20 protein-coding genes and 1 tRNA gene are annotated in these 23,062 nt (G+C 71.0%); 5 read left to right on the forward strand and 16 right to left on the reverse strand.

What is annotated here, in order from left to right; translation table 11 throughout:
* Positions 1 to 196 precede the first annotated feature (196 nt).
* The 3 genes from ACGF4C_RS37220 to ACGF4C_RS37230 form a co-directional block, all read right to left on the reverse strand.
* Positions 197 to 2,188 (reverse strand): beta-galactosidase, encoded by a 1,992-nt coding sequence (locus ACGF4C_RS37220; RefSeq protein WP_393572740.1) that lies wholly within the window; start codon positions 2,186 to 2,188, stop codon positions 197 to 199.
* A 71-nt stretch (positions 2,189 to 2,259) separates the two neighbouring features.
* Positions 2,260 to 3,054 (reverse strand): SDR family NAD(P)-dependent oxidoreductase, encoded by a 795-nt coding sequence (locus tag ACGF4C_RS37225; protein WP_393572742.1) that lies wholly within the window; start codon positions 3,052 to 3,054, stop codon positions 2,260 to 2,262.
* 304 nt (positions 3,055 to 3,358) lie between these two features.
* A complete protein-coding gene (locus tag ACGF4C_RS37230; protein ID WP_030413445.1) occupies positions 3,359 to 3,856 on the reverse strand; it encodes a MarR family winged helix-turn-helix transcriptional regulator in 498 nt (165 codons plus the stop codon).
* Positions 3,857 to 4,033: 177 nt separating this feature from the next.
* On the opposite strand from ACGF4C_RS37230, the gene ACGF4C_RS37235 reads away from it, so the two are divergent.
* Entirely contained in the window at positions 4,034 to 4,855 is an 822-nt protein-coding gene (locus ACGF4C_RS37235; RefSeq protein WP_393572745.1) for a trans-aconitate 2-methyltransferase, read from the forward strand.
* A 91-nt stretch (positions 4,856 to 4,946) separates the two neighbouring features.
* Here ACGF4C_RS37235 and ACGF4C_RS37240 read toward each other — a convergent pair whose 3' ends face one another.
* The 4 genes from ACGF4C_RS37240 to ACGF4C_RS37255 are packed head-to-tail and all read right to left on the reverse strand — an operon-like array spanning position 4,947 to position 7,208.
* Positions 4,947 to 5,195 (reverse strand): type II toxin-antitoxin system RelE/ParE family toxin, encoded by a 249-nt coding sequence (locus tag ACGF4C_RS37240; protein ID WP_393572747.1) that lies wholly within the window; start codon positions 5,193 to 5,195, stop codon positions 4,947 to 4,949.
* Positions 5,192 to 5,446 carry a type II toxin-antitoxin system Phd/YefM family antitoxin gene (locus ACGF4C_RS37245; RefSeq protein WP_393572749.1) on the reverse strand — a complete coding sequence of 85 codons (255 nt, stop codon included), beginning with the start codon at positions 5,444 to 5,446 and terminating at the stop codon, positions 5,192 to 5,194. Before ACGF4C_RS37245 ends, ACGF4C_RS37240 begins: the two co-directional genes overlap by 4 nt.
* 41 nt (positions 5,447 to 5,487) lie before the next feature.
* Entirely contained in the window at positions 5,488 to 6,177 is a 690-nt protein-coding gene (locus ACGF4C_RS37250; RefSeq protein WP_362143898.1) for a TetR/AcrR family transcriptional regulator, read from the reverse strand.
* A 35-nt stretch (positions 6,178 to 6,212) separates the two neighbouring features.
* Positions 6,213 to 7,208 carry an acyl-CoA desaturase gene (locus tag ACGF4C_RS37255; protein ID WP_393572752.1) on the reverse strand — a complete coding sequence of 332 codons (996 nt, stop codon included), beginning with the start codon at positions 7,206 to 7,208 and terminating at the stop codon, positions 6,213 to 6,215.
* Between the two features lie 300 nt (positions 7,209 to 7,508).
* Here ACGF4C_RS37255 and ppc point away from each other — a divergent pair, with 300 nt between their 5' ends.
* Positions 7,509 to 10,265 (forward strand): phosphoenolpyruvate carboxylase, encoded by a 2,757-nt coding sequence (ppc, locus tag ACGF4C_RS37260; protein ID WP_393572753.1) that lies wholly within the window; start codon positions 7,509 to 7,511, stop codon positions 10,263 to 10,265.
* Between the two features lie 106 nt (positions 10,266 to 10,371).
* Here ppc and ACGF4C_RS37265 read toward each other — a convergent pair whose 3' ends face one another.
* From ACGF4C_RS37265 to ACGF4C_RS37295, 7 genes are all read right to left on the reverse strand, one after another.
* Positions 10,372 to 10,896: a hypothetical protein gene (locus tag ACGF4C_RS37265; RefSeq protein ID WP_393572755.1), complete on the reverse strand. Its 525-nt coding sequence runs from the start codon at positions 10,894 to 10,896 to the stop codon at positions 10,372 to 10,374.
* Between the two features lie 90 nt (positions 10,897 to 10,986).
* A complete protein-coding gene (gene pth, locus ACGF4C_RS37270; RefSeq protein ID WP_030413453.1) occupies positions 10,987 to 11,577 on the reverse strand; it encodes an aminoacyl-tRNA hydrolase in 591 nt (196 codons plus the stop codon).
* Between the two features lie 99 nt (positions 11,578 to 11,676).
* The gene (locus ACGF4C_RS37275; protein WP_393572758.1) at positions 11,677 to 12,264 is read right to left on the reverse strand and encodes a 50S ribosomal protein L25/general stress protein Ctc; all 588 of its coding nucleotides are present in this window, start codon (positions 12,262 to 12,264) and stop codon (positions 11,677 to 11,679) included.
* Between the two features lie 216 nt (positions 12,265 to 12,480).
* Entirely contained in the window at positions 12,481 to 13,455 is a 975-nt protein-coding gene (locus tag ACGF4C_RS37280; protein ID WP_030413455.1) for a ribose-phosphate diphosphokinase, read from the reverse strand.
* A 73-nt stretch (positions 13,456 to 13,528) separates the two neighbouring features.
* Positions 13,529 to 14,986 (reverse strand): bifunctional UDP-N-acetylglucosamine diphosphorylase/glucosamine-1-phosphate N-acetyltransferase GlmU, encoded by a 1,458-nt coding sequence (gene glmU / locus ACGF4C_RS37285; RefSeq protein WP_393572760.1) that lies wholly within the window; start codon positions 14,984 to 14,986, stop codon positions 13,529 to 13,531.
* Between the two features lie 122 nt (positions 14,987 to 15,108).
* Positions 15,109 to 15,181, reverse strand: a tRNA-Gln gene (locus ACGF4C_RS37290).
* Positions 15,182 to 15,189: 8 nt separating this feature from the next.
* Positions 15,190 to 16,062: a hypothetical protein gene (locus tag ACGF4C_RS37295; protein WP_393572762.1), complete on the reverse strand. Its 873-nt coding sequence runs from the start codon at positions 16,060 to 16,062 to the stop codon at positions 15,190 to 15,192.
* Positions 16,063 to 16,216: 154 nt separating this feature from the next.
* Between ACGF4C_RS37295 and ACGF4C_RS37300 the strand changes: the two genes are divergently transcribed.
* Positions 16,217 to 17,668, forward strand: a complete 1,452-nt coding sequence (locus ACGF4C_RS37300) for a sensor histidine kinase (protein ID WP_393572764.1) — start codon at positions 16,217 to 16,219, stop codon at positions 17,666 to 17,668.
* Between the two features lie 144 nt (positions 17,669 to 17,812).
* On the opposite strand, the gene ACGF4C_RS37305 is transcribed toward ACGF4C_RS37300, so the two are convergent.
* A complete protein-coding gene (locus tag ACGF4C_RS37305; RefSeq protein WP_393572766.1) occupies positions 17,813 to 18,400 on the reverse strand; it encodes an SUKH-3 domain-containing protein in 588 nt (195 codons plus the stop codon).
* 8 nt (positions 18,401 to 18,408) lie between these two features.
* The gene (locus ACGF4C_RS37310) at positions 18,409 to 18,927 is read right to left on the reverse strand and encodes a YwqJ-related putative deaminase (RefSeq protein WP_201803649.1); all 519 of its coding nucleotides are present in this window, start codon (positions 18,925 to 18,927) and stop codon (positions 18,409 to 18,411) included.
* A gap of 374 nt (positions 18,928 to 19,301) precedes the next feature.
* Here ACGF4C_RS37310 and ACGF4C_RS37315 point away from each other — a divergent pair, with 374 nt between their 5' ends.
* Both ACGF4C_RS37315 and ACGF4C_RS37320 read left to right on the forward strand, forming a co-directional pair.
* On the forward strand, positions 19,302 to 20,309 hold the full coding sequence (locus ACGF4C_RS37315) for an SMI1/KNR4 family protein (protein WP_393572768.1): 1,008 nt from the start codon (positions 19,302 to 19,304) through the stop codon (positions 20,307 to 20,309).
* A gap of 5 nt (positions 20,310 to 20,314) precedes the next feature.
* Positions 20,315 to 22,972: an SUKH-4 family immunity protein gene (locus tag ACGF4C_RS37320; RefSeq protein WP_393572770.1), complete on the forward strand. Its 2,658-nt coding sequence runs from the start codon at positions 20,315 to 20,317 to the stop codon at positions 22,970 to 22,972.
* The last annotated feature ends 90 nt before the right edge of the window (positions 22,973 to 23,062 follow it).

Raw genomic sequence — 23,062 nt, forward strand, 5'->3', positions numbered from 1 at the left:
TGTGGACGTAAAGCGTCAGCAGTCCACACAACCGGCCCCGGAGGCCCGTCACCGCACCCACCACAAACCCAGCCCGCCGCAGGCGCAACGGCGAGAAGCAACAACGGCGGGACGGCCAAGTACGTGCGGGGGCGCCGCAAAGCGCAACGGCGAACAACCCCGACGGCGGGACGGCCGGGTACGTGGGCAGAAACGCCTAAGGCACAGGCCCCGCCAGGACCGCTACGCCCCGTCGCGGGAGCGTGACCCGGGTGACGGCCGGGCCGTCGGCGGTCATCGCGTCCCGGAGGGGCCGCGGAAGGGCGACTTCCGCGGCTTCCGCGCCGTGGTTGAGGAGGAAGACGTACCGCACGTCGGTGGCCTCGCGGACGGTGGCCTGGACGCCGGGCGGGAGGTTCGGGAGGACGGGGGTCACGCCTGCCTCCGCCCGTACGCCGTCGAGCAGGGTCCGCAGGAGTGCGGGGGTGAGCCGGGTCGCGACGTACCAGGCGGTGCCCCGGCCGTAGGTGTGGCGGGTGACGGCGGGGCGCCCGGTGAGGTCGCCGTCGGTGAACCGGGCCAGTGCCTCGGCTCCTTCGAGGTTGACGGCTTCCGACCACAGGTCTGCACGACCGGTGTACGCGCCGTCGCCCACCCCTACGGTCCGGCCCGCGTCCAGTGGCCAGAATTCCTCCACGTGCAGGCCCAGCAGCTCGCGGAGGGGGGCCGGGTATCCGCCGGGGTGGACGCGGTCGTGGGCGTCGACGATGCCGGAGAAGAAGGAGACCAGGAGGTGGCCGCCGGCGCGTACGTGGTCGGCCAGCCGCTCCGCGTCCTGTTCGGTCAGCAGGTAGAGGTTGGGCACCACCACCAGGCGGTAGCCGGTCAGGTCGCGCTGGGGCGGGAGGACGTCGCAGGGCACGCCGGCCTCGAAGAGCGGACGGTAGTGGTCCAGCGCGATCCGGGAGTGGTCCAGCGCGGTGGACGGTTTGGAGTCCAGCTCCAGTGCCCACCAGCTGTGCCAGTCCGCCAGCAGCGCCACATCGGCCCGGGAACGGGTGCCCTCGATGCCGGGGACGGCCGCCAGTTCCCGGCCGAGTTCGGTGACCTCGCGGAAGATCCGGGTGCCGGTGCCGCCGTGCGGGACCATCGCGGAGTGGAACTTCTCGGCGCCGCCCAGCGACTGCCGCCACTGGAAGAACAGCACCGCGTCCGCGCCCTGCGCGACGGCCTGCCAGCTCCACAGCCGCATCGCACCGGGCGGCTTCGGGCCGTTGCGGGGACGCCAGTTGACCGCGCTCGGCGCCTGTTCCAGCAGCAGCCAGGGCTGCCCGGACCGCGCGGACCGCATCAGGTCGAAGACGTAACCGGCCCGGACGTGGTCGTCGGCGGCGTACGGGTCCTGGTAGAAGTCCAGCGCCATCGCGTCCATATGGGGCGCCCAGGCGAACGCGTCCACCGGTTTGTGCTGCGGCATCAGGTTGGTGGTGACCGGAACGTGGGGGGTCAGCCGGTTCAGGACCGCCTTTTCGGCCAGGTAGCAGGCGCGGAGCGCCTCGTCGCCGAAGCGCAGGTAGTCCAGCTGCTGGGCGGGGTTGGGGAAGGTGGGGGCGGTGCGCGGCGGCAGCACCTCGTCGAAGTCGCCGTAGCCCTGCGACCAGAAGGCCGTCGACCAGGCCGCGTTGAGTGCGTCGATGCTGCCGTAGCGGGTGCGCAGCCAGTGCCGGAAGTCCGCGGCCGACACGTCGCAGAAGCACTGCGGGGTGTGGCAGCCGTACTCGTTGCCGACGTGCCACATGGCCAGCGCCGGGTGGCCCGCGTAACGGGTGGCGAGCTGTTCGACGAGGCGTACGGCGTGGGTGCGGTAGACGGGGCTGGAGGGGCAGTAGTGCTGCCGGCCGCCGGGCCAGCGGCGCTGCCCGTCCGGGCCCTCGGGCAGGATCTCCGGGTGCGCGCGGGAGAGCCAGGGGGGTGGCGAGGCGGTCATCGTCGCCAGACAGACGGCGATGCCGGCGCCGGCCAGCCCGTCCATGACCCGGTCGAACCACCCGAAGTCCCATTGCCCCGGCCGGGGTTCGACCTTCGCCCAGGAGAAGATCCCGGCGGTGACCATGGTGACGTGGGCCGCCTTCATCAGCTCCAGGTCCTCGGCCCACACCTCCTCGGGCCACTGCTCGGGGTTGTAGTCGCCGCCGAATTGGATGCCCATCGGTCCCCCCAGGGGTCGAAGCTCGGGCGGGCCGGTCCGCGGCCCGCGGGCGCCCGGGACCCGCGTCCCGGTCACGACGAGTTCTTGTACACGCTCCAGCCGCCGTCCACGACGAGGCTCGCGCCGGTGATGAAGGACGCCTCGGGGGAGAGCAGGAAGGTGATCGCGGCGGCGATCTCCTCGGGCCGCCCCAGCCGCCGGGTGGCCGTCTCCGCGGCGGCGGCCTGCCGTTCCTCCTCGCCGATCCCGTCCCAGGCCGCGGTCAGTACGGGGCCCGGCAGCACGCTGTTGACCCGTACCTCCGGGCCGTATTCGACGGCCAGTTGGCGGCCCAGTCCGGTCAGTCCGGCCTTCGCCGCCGCGTAGGCGGGCCGGCCCGGCAGTCCCACCAGGGCGTGCACGGACGAGGTCAGCACCACCGCGCCGTGCCGCTTCCGCAGGTCCGTGAGGGCGGCCCGCACGCCGAGGAACGAGCCGGTCAGGTTCACCGCGAGCTGCCGTTCCCAGTCGGCGAGCGGGGTGCGGTCGGCCGGTGCGACGTACGGCAGGTAGGCGTTGCTCACCAGGCCGTCCACCGGGCCGTAGCGCCGCCGCGCGGCCTCGACGGCCCGCTGCCAGTCCGCCTCGGCCGCCACGTCGCCGTGCTCGAACGAGGCCCGGCCGCCGGCCGCGCGGATCCGCCGGGCGAGGTGCTCGCCGCGGTCGTCGTCGATGTCCAGCAGCAGCACGCCGGCGCCCTCGGCGGCCAGCCGGTCGGCGGTGGCCGCCCCGATGCCGGCGGCGGCCCCGGACACCACGACCGTACGGTTCTCGAACCGCCGGCCGTACGGGCCGCGGGGCCGGTGCGGTGTGCGCTGCTGGCTCATGGCGCGATCCAAGTGCACAACGGGAGCCGCGGGCAAGGGGACGGGGTTGCGAGGGGGCGCGCGTCGAATCAGGGGGCGCGTAAATACGGCCTACGCGCCCCCAATTGCGGTGTGCGGCGCTGCGTCGCGCGCGGGCTGACGGTGCGTTTCCGCGGCTGTGCCTTCGCCCCTGCGACCTCCGGCGACAGCGCCCGCGCCGCTGCCCCGGGAGTGCGCGCCCTCTTCCGCCCCGAAAAGTCGACGCGGGCGGGGCGGCGGGCCGCCGTCGGGGGCCGGGCGGGCTCGCCGGGGTGTCGGCGGCCGGCTATCCCGGGATGTTGTCGAACGGCCCGGTCAGCTTCCTTAGCAGCCCGGCGAGTTCGCCACGCTGCTGACGGGAGAGTTCGGCCAGGATGGCGCGTTCCTGCACCAGCAGACCGGCCAGTGACTGGTCGGCCTTGTCGCGGCCTTCCGGAGTCAGCCTGACCAGCACTCCCCGCCGGTCACTGGGGTCGGGCAGCCGCTCGACGAGGTTCTTCTTGGCGAGCCGGTCGATGCGGTTGGTCATCGTCCCCGAGGTGACCAGCGTCTGCGTCAGCAGCGCTCCGGGGGAGAGCTGATACGGCGCCCCGGCCCGGCGCAGCGCCGTCAGGACGTCGAACTCCCAGGGTTCCAGGCCCACCTCGGCGAACGCGATGCGCCGGGCCCGGTCGAGATGTCTGGCCAGCCTGGAGACGCGGCTGAGGACCTCAAGCGGTTCCACGTCGAGGTCCGGGCGCTCCCGGCGCCATGCTGCGACCAGTCGGTCGACCTCGTCCTCCATGACGATCAGTGTAGAGGGTCTGTCGACATGAAGTCTCTTGACGTCGAGATATATTTGGCTGGACTATGGGGCATCGTCGGCGGAGGCTCGGTTTCCGGCCGCCACGGCCCGAACCGGACCTGCCCACCCGACCGCGCCAGCCTTGTGCCAGCCCTGCACGACGAAAGGGTTATGAACATGCACGACGCACCAACCTGGGATCCGCAGCAGTACCTCCGCCACTCCGGGCACCGCACCCGTCCCTTCCTCGACCTGCTCGCCCGGATACCGGAACTGCCCCGCCGGGACCGCCCCGCCCGCATCGCCGACCTCGGCTGCGGCCCAGGCAACGTCACCGCCCAGCTCACCGTCCGCTGGCCCGACGCGCACATCACCGGATACGACAACTCCCCCGAGATGCTCAAGGAGGCCGAGACCCACGCCGGCCCCACCCCGGGCGGCGGCCACCTCGACTTCGCCCCCGCCGACGCCACCGACTGGACCCCCGACGAACCCTTCGACCTGATCGTCTCCAACGCGGCGCTGCAATGGGTGCCCAACCATCCCGAGTCCCTGCCGCGCTGGATCGACGCCCTCACGCCCGGCGGCACCCTCGCCTTCCAGGTCCCCGGCAACTTCACCTCGCCCAGCCACGCCCTCCTCGGCGAGCTGTGCGACGCCCCCCAGTGGCGCGAACGCCTCACCACCCACGGCAGGCGCTTCATCCACATCCTCGAACCCGCCGCCTACCTGGAACGCCTCACCGACCTCGGCTGCGAGGCCGACGTCTGGGAAACCACCTACGTCCAGCTCCTGCAGGGTGACGACCCGGTCCTCGACTGGGTCAAGGGCACCGCCCTGCGCCCCGTCCTGACCGCTCTGGAGGACGACCCCACGGCCCGCGAGGCATTCCTCGCCGAATACCGCGACGCCCTCCGCAAGGCCTACCCCACCGGCCCCCACGGCACCGTCTTCCCCTTCCGCCGCATCTTCGCCATCGCCCGGAAACCGGCGGCCTGACCCCGGCCCGTGCACACCGGCCTCGGACACACCAGCTCGCCCGCCTGCCTGGGGAGGCACGGCAAGCCCGCTGGTTCGAGGCCGGCACGGTTCAGGGCGTTCGACCCGCATTCGTGACCAGAATGCGGATCAGGCTGTCGTCGATCACGTAGAGGACGCGGTAGCTGCCGACGCGCAGGCGGCGGACCTCGGGCCCGTAGGGAGCTGATCCAGCCGGGCGGGGGTCATGGGCCAGCTTGTCGATGGTGTCCAGGACGACGGCGAGGCCGCTCGGGTCCTCCTTCAGGAATCGGGCTGCGGAGTCGAGGGCCTGAGGTTCAAAGATGATCTCGTAGGTCACCGCTGTTCGAGCCCCAGGCGCCTGCGCACTTCGGCCATGGGGATGCCCTCTCCGAGCGTGCCCTCCGCCTTCCGTCGCTGATAGTCGGCAACGGCCAAGGCGTCTTCGAGATCCTCTATCACCTGCGGGGAGACGAGGAGGGCGGCCACGTGTCCGTGGTCGGTCAGGGCGATCGTCTCGCGGCCGTGGGCCGCGCGGCGGACCAGATCGCCGAGCTGGGAGCGCGCAGAGCTGATCGTGATCTCCGTCATGCCCGCAGGGTTTCACAAGGTGAATCTTGTGGGCAATAGGCTCAGTTCTTCCGGTGCCCTATCAACCGCGGCTTCTGCTCCAGGCCGTCCAGGCCGTGCCAGGCCAGGTTGACCAGATGGGCGGCGACCTCGGCCTTCTTCGGCTTGCGGACGTCGAGCCACCACTGACCGGTCAGCGCGACCATGCCGACCAAGGCCTGGGCGTAGAGCGGGGCCAGCTTCTGGTCGAAGCCGCGGTTCTTGAACTCCAGACCGAGGATGTCCTCGACCTGGGTGGCGATATCGCTGATCAGCGACGCGAACGTGCCCGTCGACTGGGCGACCGGCGAATCACGGACCAGAATGCGGAAACCGTCGGTGTACGTCTCGATGTAGTCGAGCAGCGCGAACGCCGCCTGTTCGAGGAGCTCGCGGGGATGGCCAGCGGTCAGCGCGCCGGTCACCATGTCCAGCAGCTGACGCATCTCGCGGTCCACCACCACCGCGTACAGCCCCTCCTTGCCGCCGAAGTGCTCGTAGACCACCGGCTTGGAAACCCCGGCCTTCGCGGCGATCTCCTCCACCGACGTGCCCTCGAAGCCGCGCTCGGCGAAGAGCGTGCGACCGATGTCCAGCAGCTGCTCACGGCGCTCCGCGCCGGTCATCCGGACCCTGCGCGCCCGCCGCGTGCCCGCGGCGGCGGGAGGCTTGCTCTTACTGCTGCTCGTACTGCTGCTGTCGTCGATCGCCACTCGTCAATGATGCCTTCCCCCGTCACCGCCGCGGGCTACCCCACAGCGGCGGTCTCCTTGCGCCGTGCCTCGATGCGCGACGCGTTCGGCCAGCGGACGTCGTACGCCCAGCCCGCCTTCTCGAACCAGCGGATCAGCCGGGCACTGGAATCCACCTGCCCCTTCATCACGCCGTGCCGGGCGGACGTCGGGTCCGCGTGGTGCAGGTTGTGCCAGGACTCCCCGCAGGACAGCACCGCCAGCCACCACACGTTGCCCGAGCGGTCGCGGGACTTGAACGGACGCTTGCCCACCGCATGGCAGATGGAGTTGATCGACCACGTGACGTGATGCAGCAACGCCACCCGGACCAGCGAACCCCAGAAGAACGCGGTGGCCGCACCCTGCCACGACCACGTCACCAGCCCGCCCACCACCGGCGGGATCAGCAGCGACACCGTCGTCCACAGCACGAACTGCCGCGAGATCGTCCGGATCGCCTCGTCCTTGATCAGATCCGGCGCGTACTTGTGCTGCGGCGTCTGCTCCTCGTCGAACATCCAGCCGATGTGCGCCCACCACAGGCCCTTCATCAGGGCCGGCACCGTCTCACCGAACCGCCACGGAGAGTGCGGATCCCCCTCCGCATCGGAGAACTTGTGGTGCTTGCGGTGATCCGCCACCCAGCGGACCAGCGGACCCTCCACCGCCAGCGACCCCATGATCGCCAGCGCGATCCGCAGCGGACGCTTCGCCTTGAACGACCCATGGGTGAAATAACGGTGGAAACCGATCGTGATGCCGTGGCAACCGATGAAATACATCGCCGTCATCAGCGCCAGGTCCAGCCAGCTCACCCCCCAGCCCCAGGCCAGCGGAACCGACGCCACCAGCGCCACGAACGGAACGGTGATGAACAGCAGCAGCGTGATCTGTTCGACCGACCGGCGCTGCTCACCACCCAGCGTCGCGGACGGCAACGGAGCACCGGCCCGCCCGGACGCATCGGAAGAAAGCAAAGGATCTTCTACGGCTTCAGGACCTGCGGTCATGATGTCCCTCGTCGGGGGGCTCGGGGGAACGGCTACGGCCTACGGAACCGTAACCTACGGTCTCGTAAGTATGGCAGCGACACCGCCACGGGCAAGGCCGTGACAGGGCCCACACCCCCTCCCGCCGTGGATGCCCACCCATCGGACGGTGTGATCCGCCGACAGTGGGCAGTCCTATCCTGGGGACGTCGGACAGCGCGGTCCGCAACCCGCCCGCATCAGACCTGCCCACGCGTCGCGCCCCACCACCCCTCCCAGCGAGCCGCGGAGCGACGCCCCTGATCGCCGCAAGGAGCACCAGTGAGCAGTGCCGACAACACCCCCGTCGAGACCGCGACCACCGAGCCCACCGAGGCCGCCGGCGTCGCCCTGCGCGCCGACATCCGCCGCCTCGGCGACCTCCTCGGCGAGACCCTCGTCCGGCAGGAAGGCCCCGAGCTCCTCGACCTCGTCGAGCAGGTACGCGCCCTGACCCGCTCCGACGGCGAGGCCGCCGCCCGCCTCCTCGGCGACACCGACCTGGCCACCGCCGCCAAGCTCGTCCGCGCCTTCTCGACGTACTTCCACCTCGCCAACGTCACCGAGCAGGTCCACCGCGGCCGCGAGCTGCGCGCCAAGCGGGCCGCCGAGGGCAGCATCCTCGCCCGCACCGCCGACATGCTCAAGGACGCCGACCCCGAGCACCTGCGGAACACCGCCCGCAACCTCGGCGTACGCCCCGTCTTCACCGCCCACCCCACCGAGGCGGCCCGCCGCTCCGTCCTCACCAAGCTCCGCAAGGTCGCCGAGCTGCTCGACCGGACCGACGCCACCGAACGCCGCCGCACCGACCTCCGCCTCGCCGAGAGCATCGACCTCATCTGGCAGACCGACGAACTCCGCGTCGCCCGCCCCGAGCCCACCGACGAGGCCCGCAACGCCATCTACTACCTCGACGAGCTCGCCCGCGGCGCCGTCGGCGACGTCCTCGAAGACCTCGCCGCCGAGCTCGAACGCGCCGGCTCCCCGCTGCCCCCCGGCACCCGCCCGCTCACCTTCGGCACCTGGATCGGCGGCGACCGCGACGGCAACCCCAACGTCACCCCCCAGGTCACCTGGGACGTGCTGATCCTCCAGCACGAGCACGGCATCACCGACGCCCTCGAACACGTCGACGAGCTCCGCGGCGCCCTGTCCAACTCCATCCGCAACTGCGGCGCCACCGACGAGCTGCTGGAATCCCTCCAGCGCGACCTCGACCACCTCCCCGAGATCAGCCCCCGCTACAAGCGCCTCAACGCCGAAGAGCCCTACCGCCTCAAGGCCACCTGCATCCGCCAGAAGCTCGTCAACACCCGCGAGCGGCTCGCCGGCGACACCCCCCACGTCCCCGGCCGCGACTACCTCGGCACCACCGAGCTCCTCGACGACCTCACCCTCCTCCAGACCTCCCTGCGCGAACACCGCGGCGGCCTGGTCGCCGACGGCCACCTCGAACGCACCATCCGCACCATCGGCGCCTTCGGCCTCCAGCTCGCCACCATCGACATCCGCGAGCACGCCGACGCCCACCACCACGCCCTCGGCCAGCTCTTCGACCGCCTCGGCGAGGAATCCTGGCGCTACGCCGACATGCCGCGCGACTACCGCCGCAAGCTCCTCGCCAAGGAACTCCGCTCCCGGCGCCCGCTCGCCCCCACCCCGGCCCCCCTCGACGAAGCCGGCGCCAAGACCCTCGGCGTCTTCCGCACCATCCTCAAGGCCAAGGAAACCTTCGGCGCCGAGGTCACCGAGTCCTACATCATCTCCATGTGCCAGGGCTCCGACGACGTCTTCGCCGCCGCCGTCCTCGCCCGCGAGGCCGGCCTCATCGACCTGCACGCCGGCTGGGCCAAGATCGGCATCGTCCCGCTCCTCGAAACCACCGACGAGCTCAAGATCGCCGACCAGCTCCTCGACGAAATGCTCGCCGACCCCTCCTACCGGCGCCTGGTCGCCCTCCGCGGCGACGTCCAGGAGGTCATGCTCGGCTACTCCGACTCCTCCAAGTTCGGCGGCATCACCACCTCCCAGTGGGAGATCCACCGCGCCCAGCGACTCCTCCGCGACGTCGCCCACCGGCACGGCGTACGCCTCCGCCTCTTCCACGGCCGCGGCGGCACCGTCGGCCGCGGCGGCGGCCCCTCCCACGACGCGATCCTCGCCCAGCCCTACGGCACCCTCGAAGGCGAGATCAAGGTCACCGAACAGGGCGAGGTCATCTCCGACAAGTACCTCATCCCGTCCCTCGCCCGGGAAAACCTCGAACTGACCGTCGCGGCCACCCTGCAGGCCTCCGCCCTGCACACCGCACCCCGCCAGTCCGACGAGGCCCTCGCCCGCTGGGACGCGGCCATGGAAACCGTCTCCGAAGCCGCCCACGGCGCCTACCGCCGCCTCGTCGAGGACCCCGACCTCCCGGCGTACTTCTTCGCCTCCACCCCCGTCGACCAGCTCGCCGAACTCCACCTCGGCTCCCGGCCCTCCCGCCGCCCCGACTCCGGCGCCGGCCTCGACGGCCTCCGCGCCATCCCGTGGGTCTTCGGCTGGACCCAGTCCCGGCAGATCGTCCCCGGCTGGTACGGCGTCGGCACCGGCCTCAAGGCCGCCCGCGAAGCCGGCCTCGACACCGTCCTCGACGAAATGCACGACCACTGGCACTTCTTCCGCAACTTCCTCTCCAACGTCGAAATGACGCTGGCCAAGACCGACCTGCGGATCGCCCAGCACTACGTCGACACCCTCGTCCCCGACGAACTGAAGCACGTCTTCGACGTCATCAAGGCCGAACACGAACTCACCGTCGCCGAGGTCCTGCGCATCACCGGCGAAAAGGAACTCCTCGACGCCAGCCCCGTCCTCAAGCAGACCTTCCACATCCGCGACGCCTACCTCGACCCGATCTCCTACCTCCAGGTCTCCCTCCTCCACCGCCAGCGCACCGCCGCCGAACGCGGCGAAGAGCCCGACCCGGTACTCGCCCGCGCCCTGCTCCTCACCGTCAACGGCGTCGCCGCCGGCCTCCGCAACACCGGCTGACCCGACACACCCCCACACAAACGGCGGCGGCCGGCCCCTTCCCCGAAGGAGCCGGCCGCCGCCGTATCAATTCCGCCGTATCAATTCCCTGCAATTCCCGCGTGCGCTACATCGCCGCGAACGCCGCCCCCAACAACGCCGCCCCCAGCAACCCCATCCCCCACGCCGTACGCCGCAACCGCATCCCCCCGGCCACCACCAGCGCCGCCAGCAACAACGCCCCCGCGAACGGCACCCACGCATGCAGCACCCCCGCCGCACCCGCCCGCACCGCACGCGACGTCCCCGGCTTCAGCACCACCTCGACCCGCTCACCCTTCTCCGGCGCCGCCGCCTGCGCGATCGACACCCGGGCCCGCGGCCGACCCGTCCCCGCCACCGGCACATACGGACCCGAACACCGCTCACCCGCACACGCCGACACCGTCAGCACCCCACGCTCCCGGCCCTTGACCAGCATCGCGTACTTCGCCGTACTCCACGACGTCCACACCCCCGCCACCAGCAACAGCAACGCCAGCAGCCCCATCAACCCCGTCCGGGCGACCAGCACCACCCCATAGGCACTCTCACCGAGCCGCCGCCAACGACTGCGTCTGACCGAACGGGTGCGCGAACTGCTCTTGGGCATGGCCGCGATCCTTGGCCATCCACCAGCACCCGTCAACCTCCGACAACAATTCGTCAGACCCTGCCCCGACCCGTCCCCTAAAGCACGCAATCACGAGTTGTACGTACTCTGCGCCCGCTCCAAACCATCCACGATCAACGACTCCACCGCATCCGCCGCACGATCCACGAAATAGTCCAACTCCCGCCGCTCCGCCGACGAAAAGTCCCGCAGCACAAAATCCGCCACCGGCATACGGCCCGGCGGACGCCCGATCCCGAACCGCACCCGGTGATAATCCGCACCCAACGACTTCGTGATCGACTTCAGACCGTTGTGACCGTTGTCACCACCGCCCAGCTTCAGCCGCAGCGCACCGAAATCAATGTCCAACTCATCATGAACCGCCACCACATGCGCCACCGGCACCTTGAAGAAATCCCGCAACGCAGTCGTCGGCCCACCCGACAGATTCATGAACGACAACGGCTTCGCCACCACCACCCGGCGGCTCGACAACCCCGGCGCACCCAGCCGGCCCTCCACCACCTGAGCCCGCGCCTTGTGCGACTTGAAACGGCCCCCCAACCGCTCCGCCAAAAGATCCGCCACCATGAAACCGACGTTGTGCCGATTACCCGCGTACTCCGCACCCGGATTACCGAGACCCACCACCAGCCACGGGCTGTCCGCATCCGCCATCTGCACCCTCCTCCAACGGCACGACCGCCGCCCCGCGCCAACAGCACGGGACGACGGTCACCAAAAGAATCACCAGGGCACACCGGCCCCGGAAGCGAATCAGGCCTCGGCACCCTCGGCCTCGGCGCCCTCCTCGGCCGGAGCCTCCGCCTGCGCCGAAACGACCTGCAGAACGACGGCCTCGTCCTCCACCGCCAGCGACACACCCGACGGCAGCACGATGTCCTTCGCCAGCACCGACGTACCCGCGTCCAGACCCGCGATCGACACCGTCACCGACTCCGGGATGTGCGTCGCCTCGGCCTCGACCGGCAGCGTGTTCAGCACGTGCTCCAGCAGGTTGCCACCCGGAGCCAGCTCACCCTCGGTCTGGATCGGCAGCTCGACCGTGACCTTCTCGCCCTTCTTCACGGCCAGGAAGTCCACGTGCACCAGGAACCGGCGGATCGCCTCACGCTGCACATCCTTGGGGATGACCAGCTCGCTCTTGCCGTCGAACTCCAGACGCAGCAGCGCGTTCGGCGTCTTCAGCGCCATCATCAGCGCGTGGCTGTCGATCGCCACGTGCTGCGGCTCCGCACCGTGACCGTAGATAACGCCCGGAACCTTCGCCTCACGACGCAGACGGCGGGCCGCACCCTTACCGAAGTCGTCCCGCACCTCAGCGGAAAGCTTCACCTCAGCCATGACAGCACTCCTCGTAACTCAGAAACATCCGGTGGGCGTCACCCGGCCCACGACAGACCTGCTACGAAGAGCGCGTCGATAACGGACAACCACCAAAAAAGGCGGCCTCCCTCGCCGAGCAACTCCACGAGTCTACCCGGCAGGAAGGCCGCCCCAAAATGGATCTCAAGCGCCCGGCGGACGCGGGCCCCTACCCCGCCCCACGGACACCGACGATCACTGCTCCTCGAACAGGCTCGTCACCGAACCGTCCTCGAACACCTCACGGATCGCCCGGGCGATCGTCGGCGCCATCGACAACACCGTGATCTTGTCCAGCTCCAGCTCCGAAGGCGTCGGCAGCGTATTCGTGAACACGAACTCACTCACCTTCGAATTCTTCAGCCGATCCGCCGCCGGACCCGACAGCACACCATGCGTCGCCGTCACGATCACATCCGACGCACCATTCGCGAACAGCGCATCCGCCGCCGCACAAATCGTGCCACCGGTGTCGATCATGTCGTCGACCAGGACACACACCCGGCCCTTCACATCACCGACGACCTCGTGCACCGTGACCTGATTCGCCACGTCCTTGTCCCGCCGCTTGTGCACGATCGCCAACGGCGCACCCAGACGGTCACACCAACGGTCCGCCACCCGCACCCGGCCGGCATCCGGCGACACCACCGTCAGCTTGTCCCGGTCCACCTTCGCACCGACATAATCCGCCAGCACCGGCAGCGCAAAAAGATGATCCACCGGACCGTCGAAGAAACCCATGATCTGGTCCGTGTGCAGATCCACCGTGACCACACGGTCCGCACCCGCGGTCTTCATCAAATCCGCGATCAGCCGCGCCGAAATCGGCTCACGACCACGGTGCTTCTTGTCCTGACGCGCATAACCGTAGAACGGCACGATCACCGTGATGCTACGGGCCGACGCCCGCTTCAACGCATCAATCATGATCAGCTGCTCCATGATCCACTTATTGATCGGAGCCGTGTGGCTCTGGATCAAAAAGCAATCCGCACCACGCGCCGACTCCTGATAGCGGACATAGATCTCACCGTTGGCGAAGTCAAAAGCCTTCGTCGGGACCAGGCCGACACCCAGCTGATGCGCGACCTCCTCCGCCAGCTCGGGGTGGGCGCGGCCGGAGAAGAGCATCAGCTTCTTCTCGCCGGTCGTCTTGATCCCGGTCACAGCAAATCTCCTCGAATCACAGTTTGCGTGCGCTCATCACGGTACGCCCCGCACGACGTACCCGGTTGCACGATCACCGCTCGCCTTCCGACTCCAGACGAGCAGCCGCAGCAGCCTGCGCGGCGGCACTTCCGGGCCGCTTACGCGCGACCCAACCCTCGATATTCCGCTGCTGGCCACGCGCGACCGCCAACGAACCCGGGGGCACATCCTTGGTGATGACCGAGCCCGCCGCCGTATAAGCGCCGTCCCCGATCGTGACCGGAGCCACAAACATGTTGTCCGACCCCGTCCTGCAATGCGAACCAACGGTGGTGTGGTGCTTCGCCTCACCGTCATAGTTCACGAACACACTCGCCGCACCGATATTGGTGAACTCACCAATGGTCGCATCCCCCACATACGAAAGATGCGGCACCTTCGTACCCTCACCCACCGACGCGTTCTTCATCTCCACATACGCGCCGGCCTTTGAACGCGGACCAAGATCCGTCCCCGGCCGCAGATACGCATACGGGCCCACATTCGCCCCCACGCCGATACGCGCACCCTCAGCAACTGTGAACGACACCACCGCACCCGCACCCACCGACGAATCCGTCAGCCGGGAATGCGGACCCACCTCGGCACCCGACGCCACATGCGTCGCACCCAACAGCTGCGTCCCCGGGTGCACCGTCACGTCCTGCTCGAACGACACCGACACATCCACGAACGTCGACGCCGGATCCACCACCGTCACACCCGCCAGCATCGCCCGCTCCAGCAACCGCTCATTCAGCAGCCGCCGCGCCTCCGCCAACTGCACACGGTTGTTGATCCCCAGAATCTCCCGGTGATCAGCGGCCACCGCCGCCCCCACCCGGTGCCCCGCCTCACGCACGATCCCCAGCACATCAGTCAGGTACTCCTCACCCTGACTGTTGTCCGTCCGCACCTTCCCCAGCGCATCCACCAGCAGCCGGGCATCGAAGGCGAACACCCCGGAGTTGATCTCCCGGATCGCCCGCTGGGTGTCCGTGGCGTCCTTGTGCTCCACGATCGCGGTCACCGCACCCGACGCCGCATCCCGCACGATGCGCCCGTAACCCGTCGCGTCCGGCACCTCCGCCGACAGCACCGTCACGGCATTCCCGTCCGCCGCGTGCGTCTCACCGAGCCGCTGCAGCGTCTCCCCGGTCAGCAGCGGCGTGTCACCGCAGACCACGATCACTGTGCCGTCGAGCACGACACCGCTGTCGCCCAGCTCCTCCAGCGCCGTACGGACCGCATGCCCGGTACCGCGCTGCTCGTGCTGGACGGCGGTCCGCACCCCCGGATCGACCTCGGAGAGATGCGCCCGCACCTGCTCACGGGCATGGCCGACGACCACGACGAGGTGCTCGGGGTCGAGCTCACGGGAGGCGGCGACGACATGGCCGACGAGGGAGCGGCCGCAGAGTGCGTGCAGGACCTTGGGGGTCGCCGACTTCATGCGGGTACCTTCACCCGCTGCGAGAACGACGACGGCTGCCGGGCGGTTGGCGCTCACGGGGATGCCCTTCGGCTTCTTGGCTACTTCGGGTGGTGGTCACCCGAAGGATACCGGGGCGTATTGCGGGCGAAACGACGGCGGGTCCTGATCTTGCCGATCAGGACCCGAACTTGCACCGGCTCCCCCGCAAGGATTCGAACCTTGTCCTGCTGGTACCAAAAACCAGTGTGCTGCCAGTTACACCACGGGGGATCAGTGCGTCAGACCATACCCGAGCCTGCGGCGGGCGTGGACACCGATTTGACCATGCCGGCCCACCAACCCTCGATGCGGCGGTAGAGCTCAGCGCACTGGAGAACCCGGACGACGAAGCAGCCGCGGTAGTCGTCGCCCACGTTCTTGCGCACCGTTTTGGTGTTGTGCCTCTTGAGCACCGTCTTGCACAGGTCGGGGACGTCGATGCCCACCAGGTCCGCCCAGTACTGCTCGGCGCCTACTACGTCGGCGGATTCGTGGATCATCAGGGAGAAGCGCAGGTGCTCGCGCTCGACGCCGAGCAGCGTCAGCCAGGCCATGTAGACCCTGATCATGTCTGGGTCGCTGTTGACGAAGATGACCCGTTCTCGGCGCTGGTACGGCTTGCTCTTGCTGCCCTCCGACCAGTACAGGCCGACGCCGATCAGGAAGAGTTCCCGCTCGGAGAGCGTGCCGATCTCCGCGGCCGCTTCTGCCTTCGTCTGCGCGATCGCTAGATCCCGCGCCTCCCGGTACGGCGCCCACCGCGCTTCGCGCATCTGGTGCATGGCCTCGGGTGACTTCTGGGGCTTGGGCAGATCGCGGACCCAGAGCGACACCGAGCTCTTGGCGACCCCGAGCTCGGCCACGATCTCGTTGTAGGTGCGCCCCTGCTTGCGCAGCTCGCGTGCCTTCGCCCGGAGGTCGTCCTTGGCGTTCGGGCGCCTGGTCCAGTCGGGTGGCGGCTCGCCTTCAAGGAGGGAGGTCAGGGCGGCGTCGGTCAGGGGGAGGGACAGCCGGTCGCGGATCTGGCGGCGGCTGAGGCCGGCGCGGCGGAGGGTGAGGGCGTGGTGGCGTAACGCTTCGTAGTCGTGTGGGGTCCGCTGGGTGTTCGGCATGGGAACAGGGTGGCGGGACACGACACGCCAGAGCATCGAAAACGTGGGCGATTCAACAGTTCGAGGGATAACCGAGGGTAAGGCTGGTATCCGGGCGAGCGGGCGTCCATAAGTGGGCGGAGGAACTGGTGGAGGCCCCCGTAGGCTGGTCGGTATGACCGCGACGGGGGCAAGTGAAGGTGTGGGCGCGCGGGGTGCGCCGATAGGTGGGCCGTGGTGGTGGGCGCGGCGGCGCAGTGCCGTTCTGGACGCGTCGCTGGCGGCTGCTTCGACGGTGGAGTGCCTGCTCGAGGGCGTGAGTTTTGCGCATGGGGCGCATCTGCCGGAGCTGCTGGGGGCGCTGCTCGGTGTGCTGGTGGGGCCGGTGCTGTTGGTGCGTCGCCGGTGGCCCGTGGTGGTGGTGCTGGTTTCGATAGCGGTGATGCCTGCGGAGATGGGCGGGCTGCTGAGTGTGGTGGGGCTGTACACGCTTGCCGCGTCGGATGTGCCGCGGCGGATCACGGCGTTGCTGGCCGGTATGACGGTGACGGGGACGTTGGTGACGACGTTCCTCAGCATGCGGCAGGACATCGCGTCGCAGCCGGACTTCAATCCGCCGGTGTGGCTGGTGCCGGTGATGGCGTTGGCGCTGGGTGTGGTGTTGACGGCGCCGCCGGTGTTGTGGGGTTTGTACGTCGGTGCGCGGCGGCGGTTGGTGGAGAGTCTGCGGGAGCGTGCGGACGGTCTGGAGCGGGAGCTGTCGCTGTTGGCGGACCGGGCCGAGGAGCGGGCGGAGTGGGCCCGTAACGAGGAGCGGACGCGGATCGCGCGGGAGATGCATGACGTGGTCGCGCACCGGGTGAGTTTGATGGTGGTGCATGCGGCGGCGCTGCAGGCGGTGGCGTTGAAGGATCCGGAGAAGGCGTCGAAGAACGCGGCTCTGGTGGGGGACATGGGCCGGCAGGCGCTGACGGAGCTGCGGGAGATGCTGGGGGTGCTGCGGACGGCCGAGGGGTCGGCGGTGCGGGGTACTGCGGGGGCGGATGTGCCGGAGCGGCTGGCGGCGGTGGCGTCGGGGGTGCGGGCGCGGGAGGCGGCCGAGGGGGATCGGGGCCTGGCTGGGGATCAGGGCCGGGATCCGGAGCGGGGGCGTTCCGTGGTGGAGGTGTCGTCGGGGGAGGGGGATCCGGACGGGCCGGGTCTGGATGATCTGGGGGATCTGGTGGGGCAGTCCCGGGCGGCCGGGATGGTGGTGGAGCTGTCGGTGGCCGGTGGTGAGGGGGAGTCGGAGTCGGTCCGTCCGCGTTATGGGGCGCGGGTGGAGCGGGCGGTGTACCGGGTGGTTCAGGAGGCGTTGACGAACGTCCACAAGCATGCGCCGGGTGCCCGGGCGCGGGTGCGTCTGGCGCATCGTGAGGGTGAGCTGGCGGTGCAGGTGGAGAACGGTCCGTGTGACGGCGGGGCGGCGGATGCGGGGCTGCCGAGCGGGGGCAATGGTCTGGTGGGGATGCGGGAGCGGGTGACGGCCCTGGGTGGGGTCTTTGTCTCGGGTCCGACGGACGGTGGTGGTTTCCGGGTTTCGGCGGTTCTGCCGGCGCCTCGGCCGGCTCCGCGCGTGGTGGGCTGACCGGGGTCGGCGTTTTCTTTCCGCCGGTCCGCCGTTTCCTTCGACCCGCCTTTTCACGTTCCGACGGTCCGCCGGGTTCTTTCCGACGGTCCGCCGGGCGGGGGTGCTGCGCCGGCGGGGGTGTTGTCGGGCCGTGTCTCCGGGTCAGTCGGTGCCGTGGGGCGAGAGTCGGCTCGGTCGGGTGCCGAGGACCAGGGTGCCCAGTGCGGTGTCGAGGTCTGCGCCGAGGTACCAGTCGCCGGTGTGGTCGAGGCTGTAGACGCGGCCTTCGGCGTCGATGGCGAGGGTGGCCTGGGGGTGGACGCCGTCGTGGGTGGTGAGTTCCTCGCGGCCGAGGGGGGCGACGTCGGTGGCGAGGGCGCGGCCGAGGTCGCCGAGGGTGCGGGCGAGGTGGAGGCCGTGCAGGGGGTCGATGACGAAGGGGGTGGGGGCGAGGTGGCGGCCGGGTCCGGGGCCGGTGATGCGCAGTCCGCCGAATTCGGCCCAGGCTTCGACGGCGGCGGGGAAGACGGTGTGGCGGTGGCCGGCGGGGGAGGTGTGGGCGCGGAGGGTGTCGGCCCAGTGTTCGGCCTGCTTTATGTCCCAGCGGCCGGGTTGCCAGCCGGCTTCCTGGAGGGCGACGTCGACGGCGGCGGGGAATCGGGTGGAGTCGGTGCGGCCGGGTCCGGGGGTGCGGTCGTGGGTGGCGTCGCGGGGGCCGGGGGTGCGGGGTCCGGGGGTGGTGGGCGGCATGGTGGCGGTCAGCTCCCTGTGGGCGTCGCGCCGATCGGCATGACGCCGAAGTGGGCGAGGAGGGCGTCGCAGGAGCGGCAGGGTGGGGCGTAGCTGCCGTGCTGGGGGTCGCCGTCCTCGCGGATGTGGCGTGCGGTGATCTTGGAGTGTTTCAGGGAGCGGCGGGCTTCGCCGTTGGTGAGGGGCTTGCGGGAGGCGCGTTTGCCGCGGTTGGTCTCGACGGCGGTGAGGTGGCGGGAGAGCAGGACGGCTTCGGGGCAGCGTCCGGTGAAGCGTTCGCGTTGTGCGGTGGGGAGGGCGTCGAGGAAGTCCTGGACGAGGGGGTGGAGCGGCGGGGGCTGTTCGGCCTTGCTGGCGGTGCAGGTGAGGGTGTGGCCGCGTACGGACAGGGCGGCGCCGATGGTGGGGAGGATGCCGTCGCGGCGGTGGTGGAGCGTGGGCGGGCGGTGGGTGTCGGCGGTGCCGCTCCAGCCGATGCGGGGGTCGCCGGTGCCGGTGCCGGTGCTGTGGCGTGCGGTGGTGCTCATCCGTGGTGCTTTCCCTCCCTGCAAACCCCCCGGTTGCGGGGGTCAGCCTGCCAAATGTGCTGGGTGTTCCGGTAGTCGGACGGCCTGTCGCGGTGATCACGAGGGGCTGACGGGGTGTCGACCGGGGGTCAACGGGGCTGGTGGGCGGGGTGGTGTGCGGGGTTCGGGGGTGGTGGGCCGGCGGGTGACGCCGGTGTGTCGCGGGGCTGACGGGTGGGGGGCACGCGGGCGGAGGAGGGGGTTCCGCCGGGTGGGAGGCGGTGCGCCGCCGGGCCGGGGGGTGGCGCTGACGTGCGGGGGCGGGGGCGGCGGGGGGTGTTGCGGTACGGCATAGGCTGTGCCCCAAAGCCAGCTTCAGCCAGGGGGCAACCGCGATGACGACAGGTCGGCCAGGGCTGGGGGTTCCACCCGGCCCCCAGGCGGCGGGACATGCCGCGCCACCGAATGCGGCCTATGCCGGACAGGTCGTGCATTTTCCGGATCCGGTGCGTGCCGCGCGGTATCCGGCGGGGGTGCGGATGGACGGGCGGGGCTTCCCGGATTTCGCGCCGTACGCCCGGGCCGCGGCGGAGATCGCCGAGCCGCCGGAGGGCTTCGGGGTCGACGAGCTGAGGCTGACGGACTATGTGTCGGCGAACGCAGCGCTGCACGCGCAGGGGCACGAGCTGTGGATAGATGTCCCCGCGGTGGCGACGCCGCACGGCTGGACCTGGCATCACGTGGCGGGTACCCGGCGGATGGAGCTGATCCCCGTCGAGGTGAAGGCGCTGTTGCGGCATCACGGTGGGCTGGCGACGGCGGCGGTGGCGCACGACAAGCGCGGGACGCGGCCGTTGCAGGAGACCCGGCCGGCGCACTTCGGGTTGCCGCACCGGGATCTGTCGGTGGGTGAGGAGCAGGTGGTCCAGGCCGAGGAGGCGCTGGGGTACCGGTTGCCGGGTGCGTACCGGTCGTTCGTGAAGGCGGCGGGCGGGTGTGCGCCGGTGGGTGCGGCGCTGGACGCGGAGTTGGGGCTGCTGGTGGACCAGCCGTTCTTCACGGTGCGGGACGACGCGGCGGTCAACGACCTGGTGTACGTGAACAAGTGCCTGCGGGACCACTTCACCAAGGACTATCTGGGGGTGGCGTTCGCGCAGGGTGGTGTGGTCGCGGTGAAGGTGCGCGGTGAGGGGCGGGGCTCGGTGTGGTTCTGCCCGTACGACGATGCGCGGGACCGGGACGGCTGGACGGTGCAGGAGCGGGTGGAGCGGCTGTTGTTGCCGTGCGGGGCGGATTTCGACGAGTTTCTGCAGCGGCTGGCGGGTAACCCGCCGGAGCTGGAGACGGTGGCGAACCTGATGGTGGACGGCGGTTTCGCGCAGGCCGTCGCGGTGGGGGGCTGATCGCGGTGGTGACGTTCGCGCAGGCGCAGGAGCGCGCCGAGCGGTGGGTGAACGGCGAGGTGCCGGCGGAGCTCCACCGTGAGGTGCGGGTGCGGGAGTTCGACCTGGGCTTCGTGGCCTGGGCGGAGGACCGTGAGGGGGGTGCGGCGACGGAGGGCGGCCGGGCCCGGATGGTGATCGCGCGGGACAGCGGGGAGACCACGCTGTGGCCGGGGTTGCCGGTGGGCGAGGTGATCCGTCGTTACGAGGAGGAGTACGGCACGCCGGTGGACGGCGGGTACGGCGCTGCCGAGCCGCCGCAGCGGATCGATCTGGAGGCCACGTCGTTCCTGCTGACGCCGCCGGAGTGGCTGCAGGAGGCGGCGGACGCGATCGGCATCCCGGACCGGAGTGGTGGCGCGGGGAGTGCGGAGGAGGGGCCCGGTGCGGGTTCCGGTCCGGCGGCCCCGTCGGTGCCGCAACAGGCCGCCGCGCCACAGCAGTCCGCGATGCCCGCGCCCGCGCCTGCCCCTGCGCCCGCGCCCGTTGCGGGTGCTGTCGACGACACCCCCTGGGCGGCGGCGGACACGACGCATTCCGATGCGGGGGCCGGGGACCGTTCGGTGGGCCTGCCGGCGACGGTCTTCGCGCCGCCGCTGGCCGGTTGCGACGAGGAGGACGCCCCGGTGGCGCCGCGGGCGCGGCCGGACGCCAAGACCGAACTGCTGCAGGGCGGCAGCCAGTTGCCGCGTACTCAGGTCGCGCCTGCGCTGGATCTGCCGTCCGACGGGGCCGGCGGTCCCGGTGGGGCGCCGCTGCCGCCGATGCCGTCCGCGCCGCCGGCCGCTGCGGGGCTGCCGGATCTGCCGCCGCCGTCGGGGCCGCCGGTCGCGGACGTCCCGCCGCCGCCCGGTGTCGCCGTGCCGGGTGCTCCCGGCCCCGCCACGCCGCCGCCCGCCCCGCAGAGCGCGGAAGGCCCGGCCGCGGGTGCGTCCGGTGCGCCGGCCGGTGGTCCGGCCGGTGGTTATGTGCCGACGCAGCTGGTTTCGCAGCTGGATGCGGACGGCCTCGATCTGAGCGCGGTGGACGGGCCGGGCGGCGCCGGCGGACCCGGTGGCGGTGACGCGGGTGGCTCCGGCGGTACGGGTGCGCCGGGTGCCGGCGGTCCCGGTGGTGGGGTGCACGCCGCGGCGACGATGCTCGCCGACGGGGCGTCGCTGCAGGATCTCGTGGCTGCCGGCGGTCCGGGGGGTGCGGGTGCGGGGCCGGGTGTGCCGCCGCCGCCCGCGCCTCCGGGCGTTCCCGGTGCGCCGAAGCCGCCCGGCCCGCCAGGGCGGCCCGGCCAGGGTGCGCACGGCGGTCAGGGCAGCCAGGGTGCGCCGGGCGGTCCGCCGCCGCCCCCGCCGGCGCCCGCCACGGGCGGTGGCTCCGGTGGTGGGGTGCATGCCGCGGCGACGATGCTGGCCAGTGGCGCGGCGCTGCCCGGGGGCCCGGGTGGTCCGGGTGCGCCCGGTGTGCCGCCGGCCGCCGGTCCCGGTGTGCCGCCGCCCGGTGTGCCCGGTCCGCCGCAGGGGCAGCCCGCCCCGCCCGGCCCGCCGCCCGGTGTGCCGGGCCCCGGCGGTGCCGCTCCTGGTGCGTACGGCTATCCGCCGGCGCCCAGTGGTCAGCCGACGGTCGGTCCGGGCTACATGGCGGTGCTGAGCTATCGCGCCCCGGACGGTTCGGAGCAGAAGATCGTGCGCCGTTCGGCGCCGGGTACGCCGCATCCGGAGTGGCAGCTGCTGCACGAGCTGCGCGGGATGAACGTGCCGCCGCAGCAGGTGCTGGAGCTGCACACCGAGCTGGAGTGCTGTGATCTGCCGGGCGGCTACTGCGCGCGGATGATCCGGGACAACTGGCCGCAGGTGCGGATCAGCCACACCGCCGCGTACGGCCGGGACCACGCCTCGCGTCAGCAGGGCGTGCGGCATCTCGTCGAGCACCAGGGCGAGTTGCACCAGGTCGCGGACGGTCCGGCGCGGCCGGCGCCGGTGCGGGTGCCGTTGCCGCATCCGTCGCAGGTGCAGCCGGTGCCGCCGGTTCCGCCGCAGGTGATCGGGCAGGAGCTGGAGCAGTCCTTCGGGCCGCAGGGGATCTTCCGGTTCGACCAGCGGGCGGTCTCCCGGCACGGTGTGCCGGACGTGGTGGCGCAGATGCTGGTGTGGTCCGGGCTGCCGGTGGACTTCGGGCCGTTCTTCTGGGCGCAGGCGCAGCCGGGCCGTCCGGTGCCGACGCTGGCGGAGCTGGCGGCGGAGCGCGGGGTGCAGCCGGCGTCGGACGCCGGGTCGTACCTGGTGATGGGCAACGACTTCGGGCGTCAGCTGTGTGTCCAGTACGGGACCGCGCACATCGTGGCGGTGCCGATGGGTGGGGGCACCTCCCATGCCGTTCAGGCCATGGGGGACGGGCCGGGCGGTCAGCCGGCCGCGCCGCAGTTCGTGAATTCCGGGCTGCCGGAGTTCGTGCGCTGTCTGGCGATGCTGGGCCGGATGTGGCGGCTGCGGTACGGGCTCACGCCGGAGCAGGCGGGCCGCTGGACGGTGGACTTCCAGGCGCAGCTGGTGGCGCTGGACCCGCCGGCGCTCGGTTCGCCGGAGACCTGGTGGTCGGTGCTGCTGGAGCAGATGTGGGACGGCCTGCTGTGAGGGGCGCTCCGGGCTAGGGCGGGGGCGCTCGACCTGCGGGCCGGGCCGGGTGCCCTGACCATGCCTGTATGGGCCGTCCGATACCCCCGT

This window comes from Streptomyces sp. NPDC048197 (assembly GCF_043202395.1).
Classification (GTDB): domain Bacteria; phylum Actinomycetota; class Actinomycetes; order Streptomycetales; family Streptomycetaceae; genus Streptomyces; species Streptomyces siderophoricus.

Coding starts and splice junctions, on each gene's coding strand:
- ACGF4C_RS37235 (WP_393572745.1), top strand. CDS start 4,034: ATGCACGACGCACCAACCTGGGATCCGCAGCAGTACCTCCGCCACTCC.
- ACGF4C_RS37310 (WP_201803649.1), bottom strand. CDS start 18,927: ATGAGCACCACCGCACGCCACAGCACCGGCACCGGCACCGGCGACCCC.
- ACGF4C_RS37275 (WP_393572758.1), bottom strand. CDS start 12,264: ATGGCTGAGGTGAAGCTTTCCGCTGAGGTGCGGGACGACTTCGGTAAG.
- ACGF4C_RS37245 (WP_393572749.1), bottom strand. CDS start 5,446: ATGACGGAGATCACGATCAGCTCTGCGCGCTCCCAGCTCGGCGATCTG.
- ACGF4C_RS37225 (WP_393572742.1), bottom strand. CDS start 3,054: ATGAGCCAGCAGCGCACACCGCACCGGCCCCGCGGCCCGTACGGCCGG.
- ACGF4C_RS37300 (WP_393572764.1), top strand. CDS start 16,217: ATGACCGCGACGGGGGCAAGTGAAGGTGTGGGCGCGCGGGGTGCGCCG.
- ACGF4C_RS37255 (WP_393572752.1), bottom strand. CDS start 7,208: ATGACCGCAGGTCCTGAAGCCGTAGAAGATCCTTTGCTTTCTTCCGAT.
- ACGF4C_RS37295 (WP_393572762.1), bottom strand. CDS start 16,062: ATGCCGAACACCCAGCGGACCCCACACGACTACGAAGCGTTACGCCAC.
- ACGF4C_RS37230 (WP_030413445.1), bottom strand. CDS start 3,856: ATGGAGGACGAGGTCGACCGACTGGTCGCAGCATGGCGCCGGGAGCGC.
- ACGF4C_RS37265 (WP_393572755.1), bottom strand. CDS start 10,896: ATGCCCAAGAGCAGTTCGCGCACCCGTTCGGTCAGACGCAGTCGTTGG.
- ACGF4C_RS37315 (WP_393572768.1), top strand. CDS start 19,302: ATGACGACAGGTCGGCCAGGGCTGGGGGTTCCACCCGGCCCCCAGGCG.
- pth (WP_030413453.1), bottom strand. CDS start 11,577: ATGGCGGATGCGGACAGCCCGTGGCTGGTGGTGGGTCTCGGTAATCCG.
- ACGF4C_RS37220 (WP_393572740.1), bottom strand. CDS start 2,188: ATGGGCATCCAATTCGGCGGCGACTACAACCCCGAGCAGTGGCCCGAG.
- ACGF4C_RS37305 (WP_393572766.1), bottom strand. CDS start 18,400: ATGCCGCCCACCACCCCCGGACCCCGCACCCCCGGCCCCCGCGACGCC.